This window comes from Geotalea daltonii FRC-32, assembly GCF_000022265.1.
In the GTDB taxonomy this organism is placed as follows: Bacteria; Desulfobacterota; Desulfuromonadia; order Geobacterales; family Geobacteraceae; genus Geotalea; species Geotalea daltonii.
In genome coordinates, this window is the sequence record NC_011979.1 from 3,308,309 (window position 1) to 3,333,622 (window position 25,314).

The following is a 25,314-nucleotide window of genomic DNA, read 5'->3' on the forward strand; positions in this document are numbered from 1 at the left end:
AGACCGGCTTAAGGTTTTTCCTTTGGTGACGAAAAGTTTTGGGTGTATATAGGGGGCAGCCGAATCCTGACGGGTTCGGCAACATTTTCATCGGGAGGTAACGCAATGAAAAAGACCGTCGTAGCAACTCTCTTTCTTTTCGTCACAGGCATGGCTGCCGTGGCCCACGCAGGACTGGATGACTTCCTTTCCAGCCTCAACGTTCAGGCCAAAGCAGACCTGGGCGCCTTCAACGTCAAGCTTGGCGCACAGTTCGGCGTGCCGGTTCCCCAGGTGGAGCAGATCCTCAGGACGGTGGCCGCTCCCGCCGACGCCTTCATGGTCCTGCAACTGAGCCAAATGGCGCAGGCCAAACCGGATACGGTTCTCCAGACATACAAGACCAAAAAGAGCAAGGGATGGGGCGTAATGGCCAAGGAACTGGGCATAAAACCCGGTTCATCAGAGTTCCATGCCCTGAAGAGCGGCAATCTATCCTTTACCGGCACCCCCGGTGGTGGCGCTTCGGACCACAGCAAAGGCAAAGGCAAGGGTAAAGGACGAGGACACAACAAGTAGTACCGTCAACGTGGGACCGGGCGACGCGCCCGGTCCCACCGCATCATCTCACCTATGGATTTTTTTCCCATCCCAAGAGATTCCCAAAGGCAAAAAGAGGCTGCTGCCACGACCACTACCGTTGAATTCGGTCGCGGTTATGCTACAATGCAGCGAACTAATTACGAAGGAAAGGAAACCGATCATGACCATCAAGGGAACACAGACGGAAAAGAATATACTCACCGCTTTCTGCGGCGAGAGCCAGGCACGCAACCGCTATACCTACTTTGCTTCCAAAGCGAAGAATGAAGGCTTCGTTCAGATCTCCGATATTTTCGAAGAGACGGCAAACCAGGAGAAGGAGCATGCAAAGCGGCTGTTCAAGCTTTTGGAAGGTGGAGAGGTCCAGATCACTGCAGCATTTCCCGCCGGTGTCATCGGAACCACTTTGGAGAACCTGGAAGAGGCAGCTGGCGGCGAGAACTACGAGCACACCCAGATGTATCCCGGCTTTGCCAAAGTGGCCAGAGAGGAAGGATTCCCCAAGATCGCCGACATCTTCATGGCCATCGCCGTCGCGGAAAAACAACACGAGAAACGGTACCTGGCTCTGAAAGCCAACATTGCCAACAATCGGGTTTTCAAAAAAGGACAGCCGGTCGTCTGGCGATGCCGCAACTGTGGCTACATTCACGAAAACTCCACCGACGCCCCGGACAAATGCCCGGCATGCAATCACCCACAGGCCCATTTCGAGCTTTTAGGCGAAAACTGGTAGCCGCTGAAATAACGAAAATTATGCAGTGGCACGTTTACATAATTCAGTGCTTGGACAGTTCCCTCTACACCGGAATCACCACCGACATAACACGAAGGTTCAGGGACCATGCCGCAGGCCGGGGTGCAAAATATTTCCGCCTTCATCCCCCAAAGAAATTGGTTTACGTGGAGTCGGGACATTCCAGAAGCAGCGCCGGCAAAAGGGAGATAGAGATCAAACGCTTGAAGCGGGCCGAAAAAATCCGTTTAACCTTGCAGGCAATGTCACCGATTGACGGCGGGAGTTTGAACGTATAAGTTGAATAATCATTTGCCTGGTGTCCCGTGCGGTTAGTTCTCTGCAAGAATTTCGAGGGATTTTGGTTCCCGGCAAGGCGCGGCGACGCAGGCCTAGCAGGGCCTAAGCCGAAAGCCGCAACACAGCCGGGGGCCAAAAGACCCGAAATTATCAAGAAAGAATTAACCGCACGTGACCACTAGTCTTTCCTGAAGGAGATCCCATGGGCATTACACTTTTGGACATGTTGCTTAATGCCGGCCTTATCAACAAGGAGCAGTTCGAAGAAGCCTTGAAGAACCGCGTTCTTTATGGTGGAAAGATCGGCACCAGCCTTATAGAATTGGGATATTTAAAGGAAGAAGACCTGGCCCGCTTCCTGGGCAAGAAACTTGCCGTCCCCTTTGTCGGGGCCGATCGACTGCTTAACATCTCCCCTGAAATAATCGAGCTTATCCCGAAGGAACTGGCGCTGACCTATGGCGTTATTCCCATTCATCGTGATAAAAAACGACTGTATCTTGTCATGTCCGATCCTGCCGATCTGAAAGCCATCGATGAACTCTCCTTCACGACCGGTTTCATCATCAATCCGGTTGCTGCACCCGAGCTACGTCTGATGCAAGCACTGGGTAAATACTACGATTATGAAGTGGACCGGCGCTATCTGCAGATACTGCAACGCATAGAGCATGAAAAACCGGCTGAAAAACCCAAAGTCCTGCCTTCAGCTAAAAAGGCCACTGATGAAATACCGGCAGCAACGGAGTCAGCACCTGCCGCTGCCCCAGAGACTGCAAAAACGACAGCACCCGAGGCGGTCGAAGAAGATCATCTGCAAGAGGTTGAAATTGTCGATAACGAGGAATTGGTGCGGCGGGTCGGTCACTACTCCATTGATCTGGTTTCCCAGACACTGGCCAAGGTGGATGACCGGGAAGAAATTGCCGATACCCTTGTGGGTTACCTGAGCCAGGAGTTCAAGCGGGTTGCCTTGTTCGTCATCAGAGGTGACGCTGCCTTCGGTTGGAAAGGTGTCAACAGGGGTGAGGGAATTCGCGACTTCAGCAAGGTAGTAGTCCCTTTCATGGGTCAATCGGTGCTGAAGACGGTGACTGACGGTATGGCCTATTATCTGGGCTCGATTCCCGACACCTCTGAGAATATGGTCATGATTAGCGGCATGGGGGGAGAGAAACCTTCTGCCGCCCTGCTGCTCCCCCTGATCGTCTCCGGCCGGGTGGTGATGATCCTTTATGTTGACGGAGGAGAAAGGGAGCTTGGTGAACGGTTCATGGAGCTGCACAGGCTTCTGGCCAAGGCCGTGCTCGCTTTTGAAATCCTCATCTTCAGGGAAAAAATCCTCATGCTGTGACCTGGCAAATCTTCCCGGGGAATTCTGCTTAAGGGCCGGCTGGTGACGCCCGCCGGCCGATCATTCTTCACCCGGATCATCCCCGTAACCGCCTTACCCTTATTCACCCTGACAAAGCAAAAAGTGATAAACCGGCTCGCCTGGAAAGAGAGGCAGGAGCCTTCTTGACAGGCCACCCACCATAGACTACCATCCAATTGAACAGGATGAAACGTAATAGTACTCCTTTTCCATCTCATTTCCGGAGAAATCAATGGAACAAAAGAATCTGGACGCGCTCATATGGAAGACGCACACCCTCTACCCTGGCCCACAGTCGGCTGAGCTGGAAAATGATTTCCAAAAGGCGCCGGCTAAGGCGATGGACTTCCGAGAGCGTTATCGGGGTAAGGTTGCGAGCCTTGACGGGGCTGGTTTGCTGCAGGCCCTTAAGGAATACGAAGAACTGGAAGAATTAATCGTCAAACCGCAGCTTTATGCCCATTTGCTCTTTGCCGCCGATTCCGAGGATGAAGTCAATAAGCGTCTTTCGCAAAAGGCTGCTGAATTCGGCAATCAGATGAGCAGAGAGGTCCTCTTTTTCGATCTGGAGATCATTCAGCTGGAGGAGCCGGCTTTTTCTGTTCTGGCTGCCGATGAACGGCTGGCCAACTACCGCCATTACATGGAAAGCCAGCGCAAGTTCCGGCCGCACATGCTGCCGGAGCGGGAAGAAACCCTCCTGAAGCAGAAGAGCCTGACCGGTACAGAAGCCTTCTCCCGGCTTTTTGACGAAGTATCGGCATCTTTCCGTTACAAATTGGAGCTTGATGGGGAAGAACAGGAACTTACCGGCGAGGAACTGCTGGGACTACTGCATCATCCACAAGCTTCGGTCAGAGAACGGGCCTTTACGGTCTTTCTCAAACGTCATGAAGAGCAGGCCATTGTCTTTTCCACGGTTTTCAACACGGTGGCACTGGATCACGGCCAGGATCAGGAGCTCCGCAGCTATCGGCATCCCATGGAACCCACCAATCTGGGCAATGAAATTCCTGCTGAGGTTGTGAACCGGTTGATGTCGGTCTCGGAAGCAAACTACCCGCTGGCCCAGGAATACTTCCGCATCAAGGCAAAACTGCTGAAGATGGATAGGTTGAAAAACACCGACGTCTATGCCCCTCTGGGGGACACTACCAGAAGATATACCTTCGACGAGGCCCGCGATCTGGCATTGGCAGCATACGGGCGGTTTTCACCCGCTTTTCGGGATATGGCCGCAGCTTTTTTCCATGAGGGGCGAGTAGATGCCCTGCCGCGGCCGGGTAAAAGCGGTGGCGCCTTCTGTATGGGGATGACGCCCTCTCTTCCCCCCTATGTCTTGCTCAACTTCACCGGCAATTTGCGCGATGTGGCCACAATTGCCCATGAATTGGGGCACGGCATTCACTTCACACTGGCACAGCACCAGACCATGGTCAATTATCACGCTCCCCTTCCCCTGGCGGAAACAGCTTCAGTCTTCGGCGAAATGCTGCTCACACGCCACCTGCTGGAGGAAGAGAATGATCCACAGGTTAAGATTGCCCTGCTCTGTGCACAAATAGAGGATATAATAGCCACCACTTTCCGGCAGAACGTCCTTACCCGGTTCGAGGAACGGATGCATCTGGAACGGCAGAACGGGCTTCTGACAGCGACAAGGCTCTGCGAGCTGTGGTGGGAGGAAAATGCCCGGCTTTTTGGGGATGCGGTGGAGATGATCGATGCGTATCGCTGGGGGTGGAGCTATATTTCCCACTTCATCCACGCCCGCTTCTACTGCTATTCCTATACGTTTGCCGAGCTCCTCGTCCTCTCCCTCTACCAAAGATATCTGTCTGAAGGAGAGGCCTTCATTCCCGTTTACCGGGAGATCCTCGCCAGTGGCGGCTCCCGATCACCGGCAAATACGGTAAGATCGGCCGGTATAGACCTGTCAGCTCCCGATTTCTGGCAGAACGGCTACGATGTCCTTCGCGACCTCGTGGAAAATTTGAAACTCTTGATCAAACCCTGAGTTTCAACCTGCCCGACAGGTCGTCGATAACCTGTCGGGCAGAGCAGCCAGAACACTGCCCCTTCTCAATCACTGCTGCTGTACCTTTGCCTTGATTCTGGAAAATTCAGGGGATGCCTGCGAAGCTCCGAAAGACTTTGGAGGAAGTTTGCCGATCTCCGCCTTGACGTTCTGGATGCGCTCCGAAGTCAAGGGGTGCGAGGAGAGAAATTTGGTTAGTTTTCCAGGCTCCTGTTTGTTCTCGGCCTGGAGTTTCTGGAAGAACTTTTCCATCCCCGCAGGGTCGTACCCCGCATTGTACATGGTTTTGACTCCCAGGTAATCGGCCTGGCTCTCCATGCCTCGACTGTAGTATAATGACCCGGCTTTGCCGAAAAGCTGCGAAGCAAGCTGGGCCAGCAGGTTCGGGTCCTGGCCAAGCACCAGCTGGAGCAGAAGTGAGTAACCGTACTGCTGGGTCAGCTGTCTGGTGGAATGCCGGGCGACAACGTGATTGATCTCATGGGCCATGACGGCCGCCAGCTCGTCCTCACTTTCGGCAGCCTTGATAAGGCCGGTATTGACATAGGTGTGACCGCCCGGAATGGCAAAGGCATTAATGTTGTCATCCTTGACAACCTTGAAGGTATAGGGGAACTCCACTTTCTCCACGCCGGTCAGAAGTTTTTCGCCAATCCTGTTGATATAGGCCTGGACCTCCGGGTCTTTTACCACCTTTTGCTCCTTCTCTATCTCTGCGGCAAATTTTTCACCCAGCTGTTTCTCTTCTTCCACGGAAATGAGGTTGAAACCGCCGACTCTCTCCGGGTTGACAGCACAACCGTTACCGATAAACAGCAGAAGCAGAGACAGAAAAAAGAAGTGAAATCTCCCCATGGCTGTACCTCCTCTCAAGGCGAATTAGGTTGATCTTTCAGGGTACACTGGCGTTCCCATTCTCCGTAGCCGTCTCCCTGTATGTCCCAGAATGAATCTATGCGGCCTACATAGAAATCTCGGTCGTCACACTCCTTCTCGATGGTCTGCAGGTATTGAAATGAGATCAGTCCGTGTCCGTGCAGAAAACGGTAGAAAGAACGTATCCCCTGCAGATGACGATCTATTTCGGCGTCGCTGGGCTCAAGGGTGTTGACGATGTACCAATTCCCGGCAAATTGCCGGACCAGGCCTGGACGTTCGCTGAAGATGTTCAATTGTTTTATGGCCACGATGAAATCGCGGATGAAATAATCTGCGGCAGAGGCCAGTGTCGTTGCCTCTGCCGCATCAATGCCCTGGGCACAGGTTTCTTCATAAAAGCGAAGGAGAAGATCCTTGCATAGTCCGTCAACGCGCAGTTCGTCCTCCAACGTGTCCAGATTAAAAGAATTTTTATCCAGCTGCAAATTTTCAAAACATTCATCACATCGCTCAGCCATGGCAACCTCATTTTTAGTTAATCACCACTTGTTTCGCGGGTCAAGGGCATCTCTGATCCCCTCCCCCACCAGGTAATAGGATAGTGTGGTAATGGTGATGGCCAATCCGGGAAAGAGAAAAAGCCACCAGGCAAATTCGAGAAATTCCTTGCCGGAGGCAAGGATGTTACCCCAGCTAGGCTCGGGGGGCTGAACGCCAATCCCTAAAAAAGACAGGGAAGATTCGGTAAGAATGGCAGCTGCAATGCCCAGTGTGGCATAGACCAACACCGGACCTATGGCATTGGGCAAAATGTGTCGAAAAATGATGCGCAGGTCCGAGCAGCCAATGGCACGCGCAGCCAGGACGAAATCCCGCTCCCGGAGGGAAAGGACCTCTGCCCGCACCAGTCGGGAAACCCCCATCCATCCGGTAAAACCGATGATGAGCATGATGTTCAGTATGGAGGGTTCCCTAATGGTCACTATGGCCAATATGAGAAAGAAGGTGGGGAAACAGAGCATGATGTCGACGAAGCGCATGAGCAGACTGTCGACCCAGCCGCCATAGTAACCGGCAATAAGTCCGACGACGGTGCCGATTACCGTGGCAATGCCGATGGCGACAAAGCCGACCTTGAGGGAAACCCTGGCGCCAAAGACCATGCGGCTGAAGACATCACGCCCCAGATCATCGGTGCCGAACCAGTGGCTCGTGGAGGGGGGCAGAAGCACGTGGTAGGCATCGAGCGTGTTCGGCTGATAGGGGGTTATCGCCGGTGCCAAAAAGGAAATGAGGAACATGATGCAGACTACCAGGGCACCGGAAAGTGCCAAGGGATTTCCTCGGAAGCGCCTCCAGACGACATCCCGCAAGTAGCTGTCCCGCCTGGTCATAATCCCCCCCCTCGCCCGTGACGAATGCGCGGGTCGGCGAGTGCGTAGCCCACATCGGCCAGAAGATTGCCGAGCAGGGTCAGGACCGCACCAATGACGAGTATCCCCATGACCAGCGGATAGTCCCGGGCCATCACCCCCTGATAGAAGAGTTGTCCCATGCCGGGGATGGAAAAGATGCTCTCGAAAATGACACTGCCGCCGATCAGGCCAGGCACAGAAAGGCCCAGCAGGGTTATCACCGGCAGCAGGGCGTTACGCAGGGCGTGCTTATAAACCACCGTCCGCTCGGAAAGCCCTTTGGCCCTGGCGGTGGTGATGTAATCCTGGCCGAGGGTATCGATCATGCCGCTCCTCATGTACCTTGACAACCCGGCCAGACTGCCGAATGTGGCAACACTGACCGGCAGGACAAGATGTTTGGCCAGGTCCCACAACTGCCACCAGAAGCCGTGGGTTGCATAACCGAGGGAATGAAGACCTGAAATGGGCAGCCAGCCGAGCTTGATGCCGAACAGGTACATGAGGATCAGGCTGAGCCAAAACAGCGGCGTTGCAAAGCCGAGGAAGACGAAAACCGTCGTCCAGCGGTCGAGAGGCCCATTGCGGTGGGTCGCAGCCATGACACCGATGGGTATGGCCAGGGCAAATTCAAGGATCAGCGAGATGATGTTCAGATTGATGGTGATGGGGAGTCTTTCCCGGATCTTGGCCGCCACCGGTCGGCCATCGGGGGAGAAAGAGTTGCCGAAATCCAGGCGGGCCAGACGGGATACCCAGCGGTAATACTGGACATGGATCGGCTTGTCCAGCTCGTAGTATTTCCGCAAGCGGTCCCTGGTCTCAGCTGACACTTTGGGATTCATGGCCACCTGCATCTCCACCGGTTCACCAGGGGTAAGGTGGATGACGCCGAAGGTAATGACGGTAATACCGATAAGCAGCGGTATCATCAGCAACATACGCTTTGCAAGATAGTAGATCATCAGTAGAGCTGCTCCTCCCTTGGAACATACCACCTGATGAAATTATACATGATTCCCGCCGGCGCCGGTTCTATCCCGCGAAACCGGGCATTTACGGTGGGCAATGCATCGGGCACATAGAGGAAGGTATAGGGTTGCTCTTCGGCCAGGATATCCTGGATGCGGAAATAGCAGCGCTTGCGCTCCTTCAAATCGAATGTGGAGCGTCCTTTTTCAATGAGCTGATCGACCTCTCTGTTTTTGAAACCGATGAAATTGAGCTCTCTGGGGCCGGTCTTGCTGGAATGCCAGACATCGAAAAGGTCTGGGTCGGGAGGAATGGACCACCCCATGATAATCGCTTCGAAATCCCCCTTGTCGATGAAATTCTTCAGGAACGATGCCCACTCCACCACCCTGACCTTAACATTGATGCCGACGGCTTTCAGGCGCTGTTGGATGATCAGAGCGGTCTTCAGGCGCAGGTCGTTTCCCTGATTGGTAAGGATGGTAAAGGAAAAGGGCTTGCCGTCTTTTACCAGCATGCCGGCTGAATTCAATTTCCATCCGGCCTCGGCCAGAAGTTTTCGTGCCCGGTCTGGATTATAGTCAAAATCTCCGATATCTGTTTTATGGGGCCAGGTACCCGGCTTGTATGGGCCATGGGCCACTTGCCCCATGCCGAGCAGGACCCCTTGAATGATCTCGTCCTTGTTGATGGCCGAGGACATGGCTTGCCGCACCCTTTTGTCCCGAAACAGTGGATGGCGCAGATTATAGCCCAGATAAGTGTAAATCGAAGCGGGATACCGGTACTTGTTAAACCTGGAGAGAAATTCGGGTGTATCGGTCTGCCGCTGGTACTGCACCGGGTTCAGTCCCATGTAATCAAGCCCCCCTGCCTTCAGTTCCATATACATGGTTGAGCTGTCGGGAATGATGCGGTAGACGTAACGGTCGATCCGCGGCCGCCCCTCGAAGTAGTGGTGGTTGGATTCCAAAACCAGCTGCTGCCCGGCAGTCCACTCCTTGAACTTGTAGGGACCGGTTCCGACAGGATTGCGGCTCAACTCACTTTTGGTTATATCCTTCCCTTCCAGCAGGTGGGCAGGAAGAATTGATTGATCCCATGATTCCAAGGCAGGCGCGAAGGGCTTATCGTAGGTGACACGGAAGGTGTATGGATCTAGTGCCTCGGCCCGCTTCACCTGCTTGAAATTTTCGGCATAGGCGGTGGGCGTTTTCGGATCGATGGTCACTCGATAGGTATAAAGGACATCACGGGAGGTAAAGGGATGCCCGTCATGCCAGGTTACCCCTTTACGCAGATGAAAGGTAATGGTCAGACCGTCTCTGGAAACATCCCATGATTGGGCAAGTTCTCCCTCCAGTTTCAGGTTTTTGTCATACCTGACAAGGCCGTTGTAGATCAGTCCGGCAATATCACGGGAAGCGGAATCAGAAGCCAGGATGGGAACAAGTGTGGAAGGTTCGCCGATGGAGCCGATAATGATAGCGTCTCCGTATGCGGGGGTACCGGCGTCCCTTGTGGTGGTTTCTGGTAATTTTTTATCCGTGCAGGATACAAGGAGGGTGAAAAATAACAGCCAGAGAGAGACTATCAGGCCGATCCTCATTTTTCACCGGTCTCAGCCATTATTTTTTTTATTTTTTCGGCAATGCTTCTGTTGTCAGGTTCAAGTTTCAGGGCGCGACGGAATCCGGCCAGGGCCTTGCGGTACTCTTTTTTTGCATAGTAGACATCTGCCAGGTGACTGATAACAGTGGCATCATCATCCACCAGTTCCACTGCCCGCTCCAGTTGTCGCACCGCCTGATCGTAATGCTTCATCTTGAAGTAGACCCAGCCCAGACTGTCAATGATGAAGCCGTCGTCAGGCCTTAGCGAAGAAGCCTTTTTCAGGTACTGCAGTGCCTCATCAAGGTTGACACCCAGTTCCGCGTAGGTATAACCCAGGTAGTTCAATGCCTGCACATCGTTTGGCGTCAACTGTAAAACCTTCTTCATCCGGGCGATTGAAGCATCCTTGTTGCCAATCTTGTCATAGAGAACACCCATGCGGAAATTGAGACGCGGGTCGCTGGGAAATCTGTCATCAATCTCGGAAAGCACCTGCAGACCATCAACAAAACGATCCATGGACTCGTAGAGTCCAGCCAGATTCAGATAAAGCTCAATCTTGGTCGGTTGTTCAGCAATGGATTCCTTGAGAAGCTGTATTCCCTTTGCTTCCTGGCCCATTTCCTTGTACAGGTACGCCAGATGCCCAACTGCGTCATAATAATAAGTCGATGAAGTCGGGATTTTTTTAAACTCTTCTATGGCAGTTTCAAAATCTTCCATTTCCTCATAGGTGGATGCCAGATAGTACCTGACCTGGTAGGCCTCCGGATCTTGGCGCAGAATGTCGCAGAACTCGGTAATCGCATCCTCGTAACGCTCCATCTCAAGCAGGATCAGTCCCAGCTTGCGGTGAGATTCCTGCCCCCCGACATTATTCCTCGCCATATCCTGCAACAGTATCAGGGCTGACTCCATATCTTTATTCTGTATATAGAGCTGTACCAGATGCTGGACAACTGTGTAATTGACAGGATTTATCTTTAGCAGTTCCTTATAGGCATTGATGGCATCCTTTGTCAGACCTTGCATTTCCTGGGTAATAGCAAGATCAATAAATGCTTGGTCAAAGTCAGGTTTCAACTCAACTGCTTTTTTGTAATATTTGATCGCTTCGTTAGACAGTTTCATCTGGTCATATGTTTTTCCCAGATAGTAATAGCCCAACGCAGAATCGGGTGAAACTTTTATCAGTGCTTTCAGTGTATTGACAGCACCCTCATATTCAAATGTTTTCAAATAGGCAATGGCCAGATGAAGATAGATGTCTTCCTTGGCAGGTTCAAGCTCTATGGCTTTCTTGTAATAGGGTATGGCATCCTTGTCACGTTGCAGTGCCACCAGGATATTTCCGGCAAGAATCTGGGCCTCGGCAAACTCAGGATCGAGTTTTATGGCCTTTTCACAGGCTTGCAGAGCATCCTGGTAGCGGTTCATCTGCAGATAAATCTGGGCTTCGGCCTTATGAATATAAGCCGCCTGCGGGTCTGCCTCGGCAGCTGCCTGCAGAAGTGACAGAGCTCCATCCAGGTCACCCTCTAGGAGATGGAGACGGGACAGGGAGAAAATGTACCTGGCTCGTGATTCAATTATATTAATTGAAGGCTGGACAGCCTGTGGCTGAAGGGACGGTGGGGTCTGGGCATGATTGGCAGCGCATCCCGGGAAGATGATGCAGAGCAAGGGAAGGATGAGGTAAAACTTGTTTTTCATGTAATACTTTCCGGTTAAGAAACAGCCTCTGGATAAGGTCATATGGATGGCATTCGACTAGATGTTTTTATAAGCACCACCTGCCACGGTGGAGAATTAGCAGCACATGAAAAGCTAACATAAATAGGGAATAGCGTCAAACAAACTTTATCATTTTCCGCCGGTTGCCATGCAGGGTTAATGTGATACCATTTGCAAATGAAATCAAAAGCTTAAGGACTGCCAATGGCTCAAAAGTGGATAAGATCATTGCTGAATCTGCGAGCCTTCCCTGAAAAAACATCCTCAGTAAAACTCCTGCAGACCCATGTGTCATTTCTTCTTATAACCGACCATTATGTCTATAAGATCAAAAAACCTGTCAATTTCGGTTTTCTCGATTTTACCACCATGGATCGAAGGCGCTTTTACTGCCAGGAAGAGGTCCGTCTGAATCGTCGTCTTTGTCCAGATATTTATCTGGGTGTTGTAGAGATCAGGAAAACCCGGTCAGGAATTTTCATCGACGGAGAAGGCAGGATAGTCGACTATGCCGTAAAGATGAAAAGACTGCCGGAAGAGCGAATGCTGCATGTCCTACTCAGGGAAAATAATGTTTCGGAAATGGACATGCGTCGCATTGCAGCGACTATTGCCGATTTTCATAGGGCTGCAGAACGCAACCCTGAAACAGACAGCTATGGCAGCCTCGACAGCATAATTTACAACTGGGAAGAAAATTTTCACCAGTTGCAAGAGTTTGTCGGCATTTCGATTTCCGGGTGTCAGCTGCAGTTTCTCAAGTCATGGGTAAGCAGCTTCATTGATCAAAACCGGCACCTGTTTCTGGAAAGAACCGAAAAAGGTTTCATCAGGGAATGTGACGGTGACATACACTCAGAGAATATATGCCTCACTGATACAGTCTGCATTTTTGATTGCATTGAGTTCAATAAACGATTCCGTTGCTGTGACACAGCTGCAGATCTGGCTTTTCTGCTCATGGACCTGGACTACAACAGAAAGAGCTACCTGGGTGATGTTCTGCTGGATGAATACCTGTTGCAGACCGGGGATAAGGGACTGACGGCGTTGATTGATTTCTACAAGACCTATCGTGCCGTTGTCCGAGGCAAGGTGGAAAGCTTCAAACTGCAAGAGCCGGAGATTCCTGCGGGGGAAAAAGAGTTGGCCGGACAAAGGGCGAGCCTTTATTTCCATCTGGCACGGGGCTACCAGTTGCGGCAACGACTTAAGCCTACGCTTTTCATAACCTGTGGCCTGATGGGGAGCGGCAAAAGCTCATTGACCAAGGCACTGGCATTGGAATTGGGACTTGAAACCACTGTTTCGGATGCCATAAGAAAAGAAATTGCCGAATCGGCAAAGGACAGAAGTGACTACGGTGAAGGGATATATAGCCAAAGCTGGACAGATGCAACCTACAAAGAACTTCTTATTCGCAGTGAACATGCCCTGGCTGCAGGAAACAGCATCATCGTCGATGCCACATTCCGACGCAGGTCAGATCGTTTGGCGTTCAGACTTGTGGCAGAAAAACTGGGCGTTGATTTCGTTATTATCTCATTGTCTTGTCCCGATCAAATCACCAAAAAGCGCCTTATGCAGCGCGATAAGGACCCTCTGGCATTATCCGACGGCAGATGGGATCTGTTCCACCGGCAAAAGTCAGAGTTTCAGCCGTTGGAAGAAAATGAAGGGAAAACAATTCCCATTGATAGTTCCGCCCCTTTATTGGATAATATCGATCATCTTCTCGGTAAACTGGAGCTGATCCAATGCGCATGAAACTCAAACAGTTGCTTTTGCTGAGTCTGCGGACCAGAGAGTCATGGGTGATCTTTTTCATTCTGGGGATCATCATGATGAATTATCCCTTCATATCCATTTTCAACAAGCCGATTTACTTCTTTGACCTGCCTCTTCTTTACCTTTATTTGCAACTGGGCTGGCTCATCTCCATCTTTGTCATCTTCCTTTTCACCAAAGCAAATCATTTTGCCGACAAGAACAACAACCACAAGGGGCGCAGTTAATGGTCAGTGCCGAACTGGTCTGGGGGATATCAATCCTCTATATAGCTCTCCTCTTTCTGGTAGCTTACCTGGCTGACAAAAAGCAGAGAGAAGGCCAAAGCATTACCTCCAATGCAGTTGTCTATTCTCTTTCAATCGCCGTTTATGCCACATCCTGGACCTTTTACGGCAGCGTAGGCAAGGCAGCCACAACCGGTCTGGATTTCATACTCATCTATCTGGGGCCTTCACTGACAGCCTTTTCCTGGTGGTTTCTGCTACGCAAGATCATCCGGGTAACCAAAGAAAACAACACCACATCACTGGCCGACTTCGTCAGCTCTCGCTATGGCAAGTCCCAGTGGCTTGGCGCACTGGTTACCATCATCTCCATTACCGGTATAATGCCCTACATCGCACTGCAACTCAAAGCTGTTTCCAGCGCCTTTTCCATCCTGACTGGCCATCCGGATTTCCATCTGCGTTTCATGGACAGCATTTCCCTCCCCTCACCCCACCCAGGCTTTTTTTCCGCCCTGATACTGGCTGCTTTCAGCGTCATTTTCGGCGCCCGGCACCTCGTGTCATCGGAACGTCATGAGGGGATGGTTGCAGCCATTGCAGTTGAATCCATAGTCAAACTCGTGGCTTTTCTCACCGTCGGCATCTTTGTCACCTATTTCCTCTTTGACGGCATCGGCGACATTTTCCAACGCATGTACGTGAAAGATCCTGTCCTTACTGAACAACTGATAACCTTAGGTGATGAACAGGAAACCTCCTATACAACTTTGTTCACCATGCTGTATCTGTCAATGGGGGCTATCATGTTTCTCCCGAGACAGTTTCAGATAATGGCCATAGAGAACTCTTCAGAAAAACACATCACCAAAGCCATGTGGCTTTTCCCCTTCTACATGTTTCTGATCAACATCTTCGTCATGCCCATCGCAATGGGTGGCATTCTCATCACCGGCAGCAATCTCAATTCAGATTACTTCGTCCTGACTATCCCTTTACAGACAGGAAACCAGTGGATAGCGCTCATTGCCTATATTGGCGGTTTTTCCGCAGCCGCCGGCATGGTGATGGTTGAATCGGTCACCATTTCAACCATGCTGCTCAATCATGTCATCATGCCGATCGTAATAAGACTGAAACCGCGAACCTGGTTTCCTGAGCTGCTCATCAACACCAAGAGGGGCGGGATCTTCCTGGTGGTCTTTCTCGGCTACTTCTATCAGAATATCGTCGGCGAGACATATATGCTTGTGACCATGGGGCTCATTTCCTTTGCCGCCGCCGCCCAGTTCGCCCCTGCCGTGCTCGGCGGCCTCTACTGGCACCGTGGCAACAAAGTCGGCGCCATCACCGGTATGTTCCTCGGCTTTATCGTCTGGTTTTACACTTTGCTGGTCCCTTCATTTATAAGATCCGGATGGTGGAACAGCGACATCATGACCAACGGACCGTTCGGGCTCCGCTTTCTGAGGCCCACTGAACTCTTCGGCCTTACCGGGTTCGACATGTGGAGTCATGCCCTGTTCTGGAGCCTCTTTTTCAACTTGGGCACATATCTGATACTCTCCATCCTGACAGATCAGGACGAAAAAGAACAGGAGCAGGCAAGGAGATTCATTGATGTCTTATCCCCCGAAAGGGGCAAGGCTCGATGGGAAACCAAGCGTCTTTCCAAGCCGGTGACCATTCTGCAGTTCGTAAACCTGATGGCGAAATTTATCGGTGAAGCCCAGGCCCATGCGGCAATCAGCGACTACATAGGCAACAGGGAGATTGACAGCCGGGGTGGAGTTTCAGAGTTCGAGCTGCCCGACCTGAAGCGCTTCATTGAAAAGACTTTGGCCGGTTCCCTTGGCGCTGCAGCGGCGGGGGCCGTTGTCGAAAGCTATCTCACCGACGTCGGTTCGAAGATGGAGTCGGTCTACGACATATTCAGCACTGTCCGCACCTCCCTCGACCAGAGCAGAGAGGCGCTTTTCGTAAGGCTCAGGGCATCGGAGATCATGAACCGCTCCCTGGATCTGAAAATCATCATGAAAGACCTGCTGGAATTGTTGCAGAAGGAGTTCAAATTCGATCTTTGCATAATCAGGCTTGTGGACGAAAAAGGCATTTTGACCGTCACTGCCTATATCGGACCTGAAGATCAGCAGATAACGAAGAACAACTGGGTTCCTGAAATAGATACCCACATCGGGGAAGCATTTCTCAGCAACAGAACCGAATTTGTCAACGACACCCGATACCTGACCAAGCAGAAATCAAAGGAGATCATGGAACGTGAAGGGATAAAATCCTTCGCCCACATTCCCATCGCCAGCGAAGGTGAACCGCCGGTCGGCATACTCTCAGTATTCTCCAAGTCGATTATCGGATTATTTACCGAACCTTTCCTCCAACTGCTGGGAAGCCTTGCCGGCCAGCTTGCCCAGGCAGTCAGGATCGTTTCGGAGCGTGAAGCAAAGGAGAAGGAACGGCAACAGAAAGAGGCAGCCCTGTTGGAAAACGCACGGGTTGTACGGGACATGGAGATTGCCAAACAGATACAGCTTTCACTGCTGCCCGCTTCTCCCCCCGATCTGCCGGGGGTGCGCTTTGCCAGTTGCTGCGTTCCTGCCGCACATGTGGGTGGTGATTATTATGATTTCTTTGTTCGTGGTAAAGACAAGGTTGACCTGATAATCGCCGATGTTTCCGGACACAGTGTGGGAGCCGCACTGATCATGGTCGAGACACGTAGCGTTCTCAGGGCACAGGTACCACTGACCACATCCAGCAGTGAAGTCCTTGCCTCGCTGAATGGGCTACTGTATGAGGACTTGACCAGGGCGGAACTTTTCATCACCATGTTTTATGCCAGTTACGATGCAGGCACCAGACTTCTCCGCTATGCAAATGCGGGTCACAACCCGCCATTGATCATGAACCCGCGAGGATCAGCCTGCATCGAACTGGATGCAGAAGGGCTCATACTCGGCATAAACCGCTCAGTTTCCTTCGAAGAAAAGCTATTTCAGCTGCATGCGGGTGATCTGGTACTATTGTATACGGATGGTATCATAGAGGCACAAAACGACGCAGGAGAACTTTTTGGCGTGGACAGGCTCTGCATGATCCTCAATGGGATGTCTCAGGAATCACCCGACAGAATTATGGAGAAGGTGCTGGCTGAAGTTACTCAGTTTGCCGGGTCTAAACCACTGGAAGATGACATCTCAATGATAATAATGAAGATCGACTGACAAAAAAGCGGGGCGCAGCTAAAAACAATTTGTTGAAGGTGGTGCTGCGGTGTTATAAACTATGAAATTAATGATACAACAATCATATCCCGTTTCAGAGGGGGCACATCATGAATCTGCGGACTGAACTAAAGAATGACATAGTGATCATTTATGTTAATGAGGAAAGACTTGACGCCCATAATTCAGGTGAATTGAAGGTCGAGGTGCAGAAGCTTTTCGAACAGGGCCGAAAAAACATGCTCATCGACCTGAAAGATGTTCGCTTCATCGACAGTTCCGGGCTGGGAGCCCTCGTCTCCGGATTCAAAAACGCCATTTCCCATCAGGGCAACCTGAAGCTTTCGACCCTGCAGTCACAGGTAAAATCAATGTTCGAACTGACCAGGTTGCACAGGGTTTTTGAAATATTTCCCTCTACCGCAGAAGCACTTGAAAACTTCTAAATGTGAGGCTCAGATGGAAAGAAACGAGATAGAGGTAGATATCAAGGTCCCCAATCAGACCCGCTACTTGAGTCTCATAGGCCGGATCGGTGAAGACATTGCCAAGGAACTGGTCAGATATACAGGCGACAGGGATACGCTGGCCTATCATCTGAATCTTGTGCTGACAGAAGCCATGGTAAATGCCATAAAACATGCCGGCAGTGAAGATTCAGACAACCTGGTGCACATCATCATCAATATCTGTGAAAGCGAGCTGACAATCAAGGTGTTCGATTCGGGACAAGGGTTCGATATCAATATCATCCCCCCCCCCGATTTCGAGGAACTGGAAGACCGGGGTCGCGGCATTTTCATGATAAAATCGCTGATGGACTCAGTGTCTTACAAAAAAATGTGCGACGGCAACATTCTGGAAATGAAAAAGAAGCTGCAATAAGTCAGTTGGAATGCCTTTTGTCCCTGAGGTACAGCCACACGATCATCCCGCACCCAAGCAACGCCATCGGCAAGCTTAGCATCTGCCCCATGGAGAACCTGCCCGCAACAAGGCCAAGCTGGGCATCCGGTTCCCTGAAGAACTCAACGATAAACCTGAACAGGCCATACAAACCGATAAATGACCAGAAAACCGCCCCCTCCGGATGTTTCCGTCTACCTAAAAGCCATAGTATCGAAAACATTAGTGGACCCTCCAGTATGGCCTCATACAACTGGGAAGGATGACGCGGCAAGTTTCCTGCACCGGGAAATACCACTCCCCATGGCACGTTGGTAACGCGCCCGTAAAGTTCTCCGTTGATGAAATTGCCTATCCTGCCGAGACAAAGACCGACCGGCCCGGCAATGAAGCCGATGTCGGCAATCTGATAGAAGCCGATCCTTTTCTTTCTGATATAATAAAAACCAGCTGCGATGGCACCCAACAGTCCTCCATGGAAGGACATCCCGCCATGCCAGACGGCAAATATTTCAAGGGGTTTTGCCAGATATACCTGCAGATCGTAGAATAGTATGTAGCCTAGACGACCACCCAATATTACACCGAGAGCCACAGTGAAGATAAGATCTGCCACATCGTCCTTGCTCAAGGGAAGATGCTTTTTTTTCACCCCTGCCTTGATTATGAAATACGCGGCAATGAATCCGATGATGTACATGAGACCGTACCAGCGGAACTGAAGGGGACCGATGCGCAGAAAGACGGGATCGAAATCCGGAAATTTCATTAGAAGGCTCCAGAGGAAGTTTGCCTTAAGGTAACAACAAACTACTGCAGTGTCAACGCTGAGACATCCATGCAGAAAAACTTTATGGAGATGGGCAGCCCCCGAGGGACAACAAACGGTTGACAAAAAATGTCTCGGGGCATATAAATTTCAGGAAATTCCTCGTTAGGAAGAGGCGTTAGCACAAACAGAAGCTACTGCCCAGAAACGTCGAAAGACGCCAATGCGGTAGACCAGATTCAGTCGGATTAAGGCTTTATCTAAGGTAGCTGGTGGTGGTTCACCTACGTTGTGCTCTGCTAAAACTCAAACCAGGGGAAAATGGTGTCCTTTTGCGCATGAGGCCCTTTCTCCCTGAAAGGGCCTTTTCTTGTGAATACAGACCAAAAGGACATAATGAGCGAGATCTTTCTCAGTACCGTGCTGGGAAAGACCGTCATCAACGCCCAGGGGCACGAGATCGGCAAATTATGGGACCTGATCATGGTTCCCGGCGAAGTGTTTCCCCAAGTCTCGCACCTTTTGGTAAAAAAGGGCTCGCGGGTCCTGGCCCTGCCCTGGAAACGCATCTCCCTTTTCAACCGTTATGTCATTTCCGTATCCGGCACCTCAAGCCATACTCCCGAATATCTGCCCAGAGAGAACGAGATCCTCGTCAAACGCCACATCCTCGACAAACAGATTGTGGACGTCAACGGGGCGAAGGTGGTTCGGGTCAATGACCTGAAGCTTGGCAGCTACAAGGACCACCTCTGCATATTCTTCGTCGATATCGGCTTCAGAGGGCTGCTGCGCCGCCTTGGGTATGAACGCCTCGGAGAAAAAATTGCCAGCTTTATGAAGATCAAGCTGGCACACCAGCATATCAGCTGGGAATATGTGCAACTGCTGGAAATGAACCTGTCCCGGCTGACTCTGACCGTTGCCCGGGAACAGATGCAGGAACTTCACCCTGCCGACCTTGCCCATATCATCTCCAGAATACCTGCCAAAAACATCCAGACCGTTTTGAACTCCCTGGATACGGAAACCGCAGGTGAAGCCATTCATGAACTGGAACCAGAGCTCAGAAGCCGCATCATCAGCCAGCTGGACAGTGAGCAGGCCTCTGACATCCTGGAAGAAATGGATCCTGACGAAGCGGCCGACGTCCTCGGCGACCTCCCCGAAGAAAAGGCCCAGGAGCTGCTGGGTTTGATGGATGAGGAAGAGGCTGAGGATATTCAGGAACTCATGGAACACGAAGAAGATACCGCCGGCGGACTGATGAACAGTGAGTTTCTGTCTGTATCCAGCGAGCTCATGGTTGCTGATGCCATGAAGGTGGTAAGGCTTTTGGCCCCGGATGTGGAAACGGTCTATTACATTTATGTTGTGGATAAGGAAGAGCGCTTACAGGGGGTCATCAGTCTGAAGGAATTAATTCTGGCCCATGAGGAAGAACCTGTCTCCGAACTCATGACCACCAATCTGAAGACAGTGGGTGTTGAATCCACCCCGGAAGAAATTCTCGAAATCATAGCCAAGTACAACCTGATAGCTGTGCCGGTTCTTGACAAGGAAGAAAAGATGGCAGGGTTGGTAACGGTTGACGATGTCCTGGAAATGTTCCTGCCTTACGCCCTGAAACGCAGACGATATCACCACCATTAGCAGTATCAGAAAACTCAAAGGATTTGGACGATAAATGTTTACCGGCATCAGCATAACGAAGTTGTTCAAGCCCATCCGCAAGGTGAACAGAAAGAACATCTTTCTCTTTCTCGCCATCCTCGGGCCGGGAATAATTACCGCCAACGTGGATAACGATGCCGGCGGCATAACCACCTATTCACTGGCCGGCGCCCACTACGGCTACACCCTTCTTTGGGTCATGATCCCGACCATGATTGCCCTGGTTGTTATTCAGGAGATGTGCGCCCGCATGGGAGCGGTGACGGGCAAGGGGCTGTCGGACCTGATACGGGAGTCATTCGGCGTAAAGGTAACTTTCTATGTAATGATCGCCCTCCTGCTCACCAACATGGGCAACTCCGTTTCCGAATTCGCCGGAATTGCCGCCAGCCTTGAGTTGTTCGGCATCAGCAAATATGTGTCCGTCCCCATAAGTGCCGTCCTGGTATGGCTTCTGGTGGTGAAGGGCTCCTACAAGGTAGTGGAAAAGGTCTTCCTCGTGGCTTGCATGGTTTATATAGCCTACCCTGTCGCAGCATTCATGGCCGGCCCCCAATGGGGCACAGTTCTTAAGGCAACCGTAGTCCCCAGTTTCCGCATGGACAGCGGCTACCTGATCACCCTCATCGGTGTCGTCGGTACGACCATTGCTCCATGGATGCAGTTCTACCAGCAATCCGCCGTCGTCGAAAAGGGAATAACCATAGAACAGTACAGCTTTTCCCGGATGGATGTCATAGTCGGCTGCCTGATGGCCATCGTCGTCGCCTTTTTCATCGTCGTTGCCTGCGCCGCCACCATAAACCTGCAGGGGCTAAAGGTGGAGACCGCTGCAGATGCCGCTCTCGCCCTTAAACCCCTGGTGGGAGAGTATGCATCATCACTGTTCGCCTTCGGCCTTTTCAATGCTTCACTCTTTGCCGCCTGCATCCTCCCCCTTTCCACTTCCTACTACGTCTGCGAAGGAATGGGATGGGAGTCGGGGATCGACAAGGATTTCAGGCAGGCGCCCCAGTTTTTCTGGCTTTTCACCATCATCATCGTCATCAGCGCGCTTACCATTCTCCTGCCCAACGTCCCACTGATCATGATCATGTTCATTTCGCAGGTGGTAAACGGCACAGTGCTTCCCTTCGTTCTCATCTTCATGCTGCTCCTGATCAATGACAAAAGCCTGATGGGTAACCATACCAATGGTCATGTATTCAATTTTATTGCCTGGATCACCGTTGTTGTCATGATTGGCCTGACGCTACTCATGACCGCAGATCTGCTGTCTCCCGGTGCAGTGGGAAGAATATTCGGGTTTTGAACCAAGGTCTGCGCCGGTAACTTGAGCAGTGCCTCCCTTTGAAGTAAAAATAGAAAAGCCCGGCATGCCGGGCTTTTTCAGTCTTACCTGCTATTCCATCACATTCGGTGGCACACCAGCCTTTGCCGCAGATGCGTTAAAGGCATCCAGCTTCTTTCTCAGGTCGTTAAGTCTCGATTCCGTGTTCTTTACCGTATGCTGAAGGCTTAAGTACTCTGCACGGGACATCCTGGTTGTATCGCCCAGACGCCCATTCAGTTGATCCAGTTGTTCTTCTGCAGCCTTGACATCAGCTGAAAGCTTTCCGTATTCGGCCTTCCAGGCAGCTTCATTCTTACCACCATAAACGGCAGGCTTCTTTTTGGTTTCCGCTCCGGCAACATCTTCCCTTACCTTGCTCTGCCCCTCTTCCGCCGTAGTCTTTCCCTTTTCGCCATTGTCCGTCTCGATTACCCGGGGTTGAGAATCCTCTTCTGCCCCCAGTATTTTTACGCGCTTGCGGTACTTTTTAGGCACATTGCCCAAATCTTCCGTAAAATTGACCGTTCCTCTCTCATCAGTCCATTCATAGGTCACGGCGAATGCCGGCACAGCAAAAAGGAGAAGAGAAAATACTAGTAAGGTTTTCATGCAATTCCTCCACTTGATTAATCTATCTGTGTTGTTAGCCGGGAGGCCAGTTGAACTGCCTCCCACCGAGAAGGTGAAAGTGAATGTGAAATACCGACTGACCCGCTCCGGCATTATTGTTGTTGACGACACGGAAACCGTCCTCAGCAATGCCTCTTTCGCGGGCGATGGCTGCAGCGACCCGAAACACATGTCCTATCAGGGCTTCGTCCTCCGGTTGAAGGTCAAGGGTATTGGCCACATGCTTTTTAGGGATGACAAGCAGATGTTGCGGCGCAACCGGAGCAATGTCCTGGATCACCAAAAGCTGGTCGTCCTCGAAGACCGGCTTGACTGGGATTTCGCCTTTAATCATCCTGCAGAAGAGACAATCCGTCATGCAGCCCCCTCCCTTTCTGTGAAAAAATTTCAATAGTTGTTTATACTCCGCTGGATGCCGTTTTTCAAGAAATACTCATTCATTGCCCGGCTTTGACAGGTAAATGAGAAATTCCCGGTTTCCTTTTGGTCCAAGTATGGGAGACTCGGTAATGCCTTTTACTTTCAGCTTCAGGTCAAGCGCCAGGGCAGTAATAACAGAAATAACCTCTGCATGTTTCTTTACGTCCCGCACCACTCCCCCCTTCCCCACCTCACCGCGCCCGACCTCGAACTGCGGCTTGATGAGAGCTACTACAACGGCAGAAGGCGAAATAAGATTAAGTACCGGCGGCAGCACCTTGTCCAAAGATATGAAGGAGGCATCGATGACTGCCATCTGGGGAACCTCTCCCAACTTTTCCTGCTCCAGATAACGGATGTTGGTCTTCTCCAGATTGATTACCCGTTCATCCTGGCGGAGCTTCCATGCCAGCTGACCATAGCCCACATCGACGGCAATAACCTTTGCTGCCCCGCGCTGGAGCAGGCAATCGGTGAAACCGCCGGTAGATGCCCCAACATCCATGACAACCAGGCCGGTTACGTCTATGGCGAATTCATCGAGGGCCTTTTGCAGCTTTAAGCCACCACGACTGACAAAGGGAAGCACCTCCCCTTTCAGGCGTATTTCCGCATCGACGGCAACCATTTGTCCGGCCTTATCGGCCAGATGGTCGTCCACCACCACCTGCCCGGCCATGATCAGCGCCTTGGCCCGTTCCCGTGAAGGCGCCAGTCTCCGATCGAGCAGAATCTTATCCAGCCTCTCTTTAGCCACTTTTTTCGGTTCCCATCTTAATGCTCATTTCAGATAATCCCATGGAGAACACCGCCCGGAGCGCCCAAAGCATCGACCTTTCTTTCAATGGCCGGATCCGGGATCAGTGGTGGCGCATGGTATTCCTTGGTTCTGGCATCGATTATCAGTGGGCCGGTGCAGCCCCAGTGTTTGCTCACGTCGGTTGCGCCGATGCCGTAGGTATCAGAAGCGGGATTCGATTTGGTAAAGGTGACCCAGAGAAAATTGTTCAAGGTTCTGGCGGTGAATTCACTATCATCGACAATCACCACCAAGGGAAAGGAAATGAGAGGATGGCTTTGACCGAACTGACGACAGAAATCCTCAACAACCGGATCCGGACAATTGGGGCCGGTGGTGCACCGGGGGCCGCGAATGGCCAGAATCCCAGGCAGGCAGACACGTGGCGCGGCGAATCCGCTCGGCAGCGAAAAATCGCCTGGTAAAATCGAGGGCAGCTCCCGCCGTTTGTTGCCTGCTGCAGCGATCACCACTTTGGAACCGGAATTGAGGCCGCTTCCCGAATAATCCAGGGTATCGATGGTGGTGCTGGTCTGGAAATGGAGATCGCGCCTCCAGTCGACCCTCTCCAGCACATGCCGAAGGAACGCGGGAATGTCATGGATGTCCAGTGCCGGATTATCCTCTTGGGCACCGATGAAAAGGTACTTGGCAAGGGAAAGCTGGCCCTGGCCCAGGATAGCGTTGGCAATGGTAAGCAGTTCCTGTGGTTCCCTTTCTCCGGCATAGGGGACATAGCGCTCGCTTCCCAAGGCCAGCAGAAGCGGATGCACTCCTGCCGCATCGACGGCATGAACCGCTCGCACACCGGGAATGACCGTGGGGATGAGTGGCCCCGTGATTTCGTGGATGAATGAACCGAAGGAGGTATCTTCCTGGGGCGGCCTGCCAACCGTCGTAAAAGGCCAGATGGCGTCGCGGCGGTGATAGACTTTCTCGACGCGGACAACGGGAAAATCGTGGGCCAGGCTGTAATAGCCCAAATGGTCGCCGAACGGTCCTTCAGGGAGGGCTCTATCGGTATCGACAATGCCGGTGATACAGAAATCAGCCTCTGCTGCCATGGGTAATTCTCCATTCCTGCAGGCCATCTCCAGTCGATGACCTCCCAGCAACCCGGCAAAGGATATTTCCGGCATCCCTTCAGGGAGGGGCATGACCGCCGCCACGGTCATGGATGGTGCACCGCCGACAAAGATATTGACGCGGAACGGCAGGCGGCGCTCCAGAGCTTCCGCATGGTGAACACCGATACCCCGGTGAATCTGGTAATGGAGGCCGATCTCCCCATTGGGACGGTACTTGCCCCCGGAAAGCTGCACCCGGTACATGCCCAGGTTGGAATGGCGCAGGCCAGGCGTTGCCGCACTCTCCGAATAGACTTGCGGCAAAGTGATGAAGGCCCCGCCGTCATCGGGCCATGATTTCAGCTGCGGCAGCTGGTCGATGGTGGTCTGCATTTCCATGACTGGTCCGCTCGACACTTTTTTCGGCAACAGATGGATAGCCGCCGGCAAAGTACCGACAAATCCAAGGGGGTCTTTGACCGCTGCCCTCGGGTTTACTTTCATTGCTACCAGGCGCTCCATGTCCTTCAAGGTATCCCTGAAAATGTACCTGGTCCTTTCCAGGGTACCGAAGAGATTGCCCAGTATTGGGAACCTGCAGCCGCGTACGTTGGTAAACAATAACGCCGGCCCACCGGCCTGATAAACACGGCGCTGGATGGCGCCCGCCTCAAGCTCGGCATCCACCTCATGGTTAATGCGGAGGAGTTTCCCCCCCGCCTCCAGATCTTTGACGCACTCCTGCAAATTTCGATAGCCCATTTAAATACACTGCTCCAATTCACATCAATGTGTCTTCGAATGTTTTTGTAAT

23 protein-coding genes and 1 riboswitch are annotated in these 25,314 nt (G+C 51.9%); of the genes, 12 read left to right on the forward strand and 11 right to left on the reverse strand.

What is annotated here, in order from left to right:
- Positions 1-105 precede the first annotated feature (105 nt).
- The 5 genes from GEOB_RS15035 to GEOB_RS15055 all read left to right on the forward strand — a co-directional run bounded on the left by GEOB_RS15035 (position 106) and on the right by GEOB_RS15055 (position 5,010).
- Positions 106-558, forward strand: coding sequence for a hypothetical protein (locus tag GEOB_RS15035; protein WP_012648097.1), 453 nt, complete (start codon positions 106-108; stop codon positions 556-558).
- A gap of 184 nt (positions 559-742) precedes the next feature.
- Positions 743-1,318: a rubrerythrin gene (gene rbr / locus GEOB_RS15040; RefSeq protein WP_012648098.1), complete on the forward strand. Its 576-nt coding sequence runs from the start codon at positions 743-745 to the stop codon at positions 1,316-1,318.
- Positions 1,319-1,338: 20 nt separating this feature from the next.
- On the forward strand, positions 1,339-1,617 hold the full coding sequence (locus GEOB_RS15045) for a GIY-YIG nuclease family protein (RefSeq protein ID WP_012648099.1): 279 nt from the start codon (positions 1,339-1,341) through the stop codon (positions 1,615-1,617).
- A 203-nt stretch (positions 1,618-1,820) separates the two neighbouring features.
- A complete protein-coding gene (locus tag GEOB_RS15050; RefSeq protein WP_012648100.1) occupies positions 1,821-2,972 on the forward strand; it encodes a GspE/PulE/PilB domain-containing protein in 1,152 nt (383 codons plus the stop codon).
- A gap of 253 nt (positions 2,973-3,225) precedes the next feature.
- On the forward strand, positions 3,226-5,010 hold the full coding sequence (locus tag GEOB_RS15055; RefSeq protein ID WP_012648101.1) for a M3 family oligoendopeptidase: 1,785 nt from the start codon (positions 3,226-3,228) through the stop codon (positions 5,008-5,010).
- Positions 5,011-5,079: 69 nt separating this feature from the next.
- Here GEOB_RS15055 and GEOB_RS15060 read toward each other — a convergent pair whose 3' ends face one another.
- Genes GEOB_RS15060 through GEOB_RS15085 form a run of 6 tightly spaced genes read right to left on the reverse strand, consistent with a single transcriptional unit; the run spans position 5,080 to position 11,624 of the window.
- Positions 5,080-5,886 carry a M48 family metallopeptidase gene (locus tag GEOB_RS15060; protein WP_012648102.1) on the reverse strand — a complete coding sequence of 269 codons (807 nt, stop codon included), beginning with the start codon at positions 5,884-5,886 and terminating at the stop codon, positions 5,080-5,082.
- A 14-nt stretch (positions 5,887-5,900) separates the two neighbouring features.
- A complete protein-coding gene (locus GEOB_RS15065; protein WP_012648103.1) occupies positions 5,901-6,428 on the reverse strand; it encodes a hypothetical protein in 528 nt (175 codons plus the stop codon).
- A 21-nt stretch (positions 6,429-6,449) separates the two neighbouring features.
- Positions 6,450-7,304, reverse strand: coding sequence for an oligopeptide ABC transporter permease (gene opp4C, locus GEOB_RS15070; protein WP_012648104.1), 855 nt, complete (start codon positions 7,302-7,304; stop codon positions 6,450-6,452).
- Positions 7,301-8,290, reverse strand: coding sequence for an ABC transporter permease (locus GEOB_RS15075; protein ID WP_012648105.1), 990 nt, complete (start codon positions 8,288-8,290; stop codon positions 7,301-7,303). Before GEOB_RS15075 ends, opp4C begins: the two co-directional genes overlap by 4 nt.
- Positions 8,290-9,906, reverse strand: a complete 1,617-nt coding sequence (locus GEOB_RS15080) for a peptide-binding protein (protein WP_012648106.1) — start codon at positions 9,904-9,906, stop codon at positions 8,290-8,292. Before GEOB_RS15080 ends, GEOB_RS15075 begins: the two co-directional genes overlap by 1 nt.
- Entirely contained in the window at positions 9,903-11,624 is a 1,722-nt protein-coding gene (locus GEOB_RS15085) for a tetratricopeptide repeat protein (RefSeq protein ID WP_012648107.1), read from the reverse strand. Before GEOB_RS15085 ends, GEOB_RS15080 begins: the two co-directional genes overlap by 4 nt.
- A 309-nt stretch (positions 11,625-11,933) precedes the next feature.
- Between GEOB_RS15085 and GEOB_RS15090 the strand changes: the two genes are divergently transcribed.
- The 5 genes from GEOB_RS15090 (at position 11,934) to GEOB_RS15110 (ending at position 17,787) form a co-directional block, all read left to right on the forward strand.
- Entirely contained in the window at positions 11,934-13,412 is a 1,479-nt protein-coding gene (locus GEOB_RS15090; protein ID WP_230198965.1) for a bifunctional aminoglycoside phosphotransferase/ATP-binding protein, read from the forward strand.
- Entirely contained in the window at positions 13,403-13,660 is a 258-nt protein-coding gene (locus GEOB_RS15095) for a hypothetical protein (RefSeq protein ID WP_012648109.1), read from the forward strand. The genes GEOB_RS15090 and GEOB_RS15095 overlap by 10 nt, the downstream gene beginning before the upstream one ends.
- Positions 13,660-16,902, forward strand: a complete 3,243-nt coding sequence (locus GEOB_RS15100; protein WP_012648110.1) for a SpoIIE family protein phosphatase — start codon at positions 13,660-13,662, stop codon at positions 16,900-16,902. Before GEOB_RS15095 ends, GEOB_RS15100 begins: the two co-directional genes overlap by 1 nt.
- Positions 16,903-17,012: 110 nt before the next feature.
- A complete protein-coding gene (locus tag GEOB_RS15105) occupies positions 17,013-17,348 on the forward strand; it encodes an STAS domain-containing protein (protein ID WP_012648111.1) in 336 nt (111 codons plus the stop codon).
- 13 nt (positions 17,349-17,361) lie between these two features.
- Positions 17,362-17,787, forward strand: coding sequence for an ATP-binding protein (locus GEOB_RS15110; protein ID WP_012648112.1), 426 nt, complete (start codon positions 17,362-17,364; stop codon positions 17,785-17,787).
- Position 17,788: 1 nt separating this feature from the next.
- Here the strand turns inward: GEOB_RS15110 and lgt are convergent, their stop codons facing one another.
- Positions 17,789-18,577 (reverse strand): prolipoprotein diacylglyceryl transferase, encoded by a 789-nt coding sequence (gene lgt / locus GEOB_RS15115; protein WP_012648113.1) that lies wholly within the window; start codon positions 18,575-18,577, stop codon positions 17,789-17,791.
- A gap of 154 nt (positions 18,578-18,731) precedes the next feature.
- Positions 18,732-18,901, forward strand: a riboswitch (M-box (ykoK) riboswitch).
- A gap of 72 nt (positions 18,902-18,973) precedes the next feature.
- Between lgt and GEOB_RS15120 the strand changes: the two genes are divergently transcribed.
- Complete coding sequence (locus GEOB_RS15120) at positions 18,974-20,230, forward strand: magnesium transporter (protein ID WP_012648114.1); 1,257 nt, start codon at positions 18,974-18,976, stop codon at positions 20,228-20,230.
- Positions 20,231-20,264: 34 nt separating this feature from the next.
- A complete protein-coding gene (locus tag GEOB_RS15125) occupies positions 20,265-21,563 on the forward strand; it encodes an Nramp family divalent metal transporter (protein WP_012648115.1) in 1,299 nt (432 codons plus the stop codon).
- Between the two features lie 90 nt (positions 21,564-21,653).
- Here the strand turns inward: GEOB_RS15125 and GEOB_RS15130 are convergent, their stop codons facing one another.
- The 4 genes from GEOB_RS15130 to GEOB_RS15145 all read right to left on the reverse strand — a co-directional run bounded on the left by GEOB_RS15130 (position 21,654) and on the right by GEOB_RS15145 (position 25,262).
- On the reverse strand, positions 21,654-22,193 hold the full coding sequence (locus tag GEOB_RS15130) for a DUF4124 domain-containing protein (RefSeq protein WP_012648116.1): 540 nt from the start codon (positions 22,191-22,193) through the stop codon (positions 21,654-21,656).
- Positions 22,194-22,227: 34 nt separating this feature from the next.
- Positions 22,228-22,572 (reverse strand): histidine triad nucleotide-binding protein, encoded by a 345-nt coding sequence (locus GEOB_RS15135; RefSeq protein WP_012648117.1) that lies wholly within the window; start codon positions 22,570-22,572, stop codon positions 22,228-22,230.
- Between the two features lie 75 nt (positions 22,573-22,647).
- Complete coding sequence (locus GEOB_RS15140) at positions 22,648-23,391, reverse strand: TlyA family RNA methyltransferase (protein WP_012648118.1); 744 nt, start codon at positions 23,389-23,391, stop codon at positions 22,648-22,650.
- Between the two features lie 29 nt (positions 23,392-23,420).
- A complete protein-coding gene (locus GEOB_RS15145) occupies positions 23,421-25,262 on the reverse strand; it encodes a UbiD family decarboxylase (protein WP_012648119.1) in 1,842 nt (613 codons plus the stop codon).
- Positions 25,263-25,314 lie beyond the last annotated feature (52 nt).

Excerpts from the sequence above, each read along its gene's own strand:
- rbr (WP_012648098.1), top strand. The coding sequence starts at position 743 with ATGACCATCAAGGGAACACAGACGGAAAAGAATATACTCACCGCTTTC.
- GEOB_RS15105 (WP_012648111.1), top strand. The coding sequence starts at position 17,013 with ATGAATCTGCGGACTGAACTAAAGAATGACATAGTGATCATTTATGTT.
- GEOB_RS15035 (WP_012648097.1), top strand. The coding sequence starts at position 106 with ATGAAAAAGACCGTCGTAGCAACTCTCTTTCTTTTCGTCACAGGCATG.
- GEOB_RS15120 (WP_012648114.1), top strand. The coding sequence starts at position 18,974 with ATGAGCGAGATCTTTCTCAGTACCGTGCTGGGAAAGACCGTCATCAAC.
- GEOB_RS15130 (WP_012648116.1), bottom strand. The coding sequence starts at position 22,193 with ATGAAAACCTTACTAGTATTTTCTCTTCTCCTTTTTGCTGTGCCGGCA.
- GEOB_RS15125 (WP_012648115.1), top strand. The coding sequence starts at position 20,265 with ATGTTTACCGGCATCAGCATAACGAAGTTGTTCAAGCCCATCCGCAAG.
- GEOB_RS15060 (WP_012648102.1), bottom strand. The coding sequence starts at position 5,886 with ATGGGGAGATTTCACTTCTTTTTTCTGTCTCTGCTTCTGCTGTTTATC.
- GEOB_RS15110 (WP_012648112.1), top strand. The coding sequence starts at position 17,362 with ATGGAAAGAAACGAGATAGAGGTAGATATCAAGGTCCCCAATCAGACC.
- GEOB_RS15045 (WP_012648099.1), top strand. The coding sequence starts at position 1,339 with ATGCAGTGGCACGTTTACATAATTCAGTGCTTGGACAGTTCCCTCTAC.
- GEOB_RS15100 (WP_012648110.1), top strand. The coding sequence starts at position 13,660 with ATGGTCAGTGCCGAACTGGTCTGGGGGATATCAATCCTCTATATAGCT.
- GEOB_RS15080 (WP_012648106.1), bottom strand. The coding sequence starts at position 9,906 with ATGAGGATCGGCCTGATAGTCTCTCTCTGGCTGTTATTTTTCACCCTC.
- GEOB_RS15075 (WP_012648105.1), bottom strand. The coding sequence starts at position 8,290 with ATGATCTACTATCTTGCAAAGCGTATGTTGCTGATGATACCGCTGCTT.
- lgt (WP_012648113.1), bottom strand. The coding sequence starts at position 18,577 with ATGAAATTTCCGGATTTCGATCCCGTCTTTCTGCGCATCGGTCCCCTT.
- opp4C (WP_012648104.1), bottom strand. The coding sequence starts at position 7,304 with ATGACCAGGCGGGACAGCTACTTGCGGGATGTCGTCTGGAGGCGCTTC.
- GEOB_RS15065 (WP_012648103.1), bottom strand. The coding sequence starts at position 6,428 with ATGGCTGAGCGATGTGATGAATGTTTTGAAAATTTGCAGCTGGATAAA.
- GEOB_RS15050 (WP_012648100.1), top strand. The coding sequence starts at position 1,821 with ATGGGCATTACACTTTTGGACATGTTGCTTAATGCCGGCCTTATCAAC.
- GEOB_RS15135 (WP_012648117.1), bottom strand. The coding sequence starts at position 22,572 with ATGACGGATTGTCTCTTCTGCAGGATGATTAAAGGCGAAATCCCAGTC.
- GEOB_RS15085 (WP_012648107.1), bottom strand. The coding sequence starts at position 11,624 with ATGAAAAACAAGTTTTACCTCATCCTTCCCTTGCTCTGCATCATCTTC.
- GEOB_RS15145 (WP_012648119.1), bottom strand. The coding sequence starts at position 25,262 with ATGGGCTATCGAAATTTGCAGGAGTGCGTCAAAGATCTGGAGGCGGGG.
- GEOB_RS15055 (WP_012648101.1), top strand. The coding sequence starts at position 3,226 with ATGGAACAAAAGAATCTGGACGCGCTCATATGGAAGACGCACACCCTC.
- GEOB_RS15095 (WP_012648109.1), top strand. The coding sequence starts at position 13,403 with ATGCGCATGAAACTCAAACAGTTGCTTTTGCTGAGTCTGCGGACCAGA.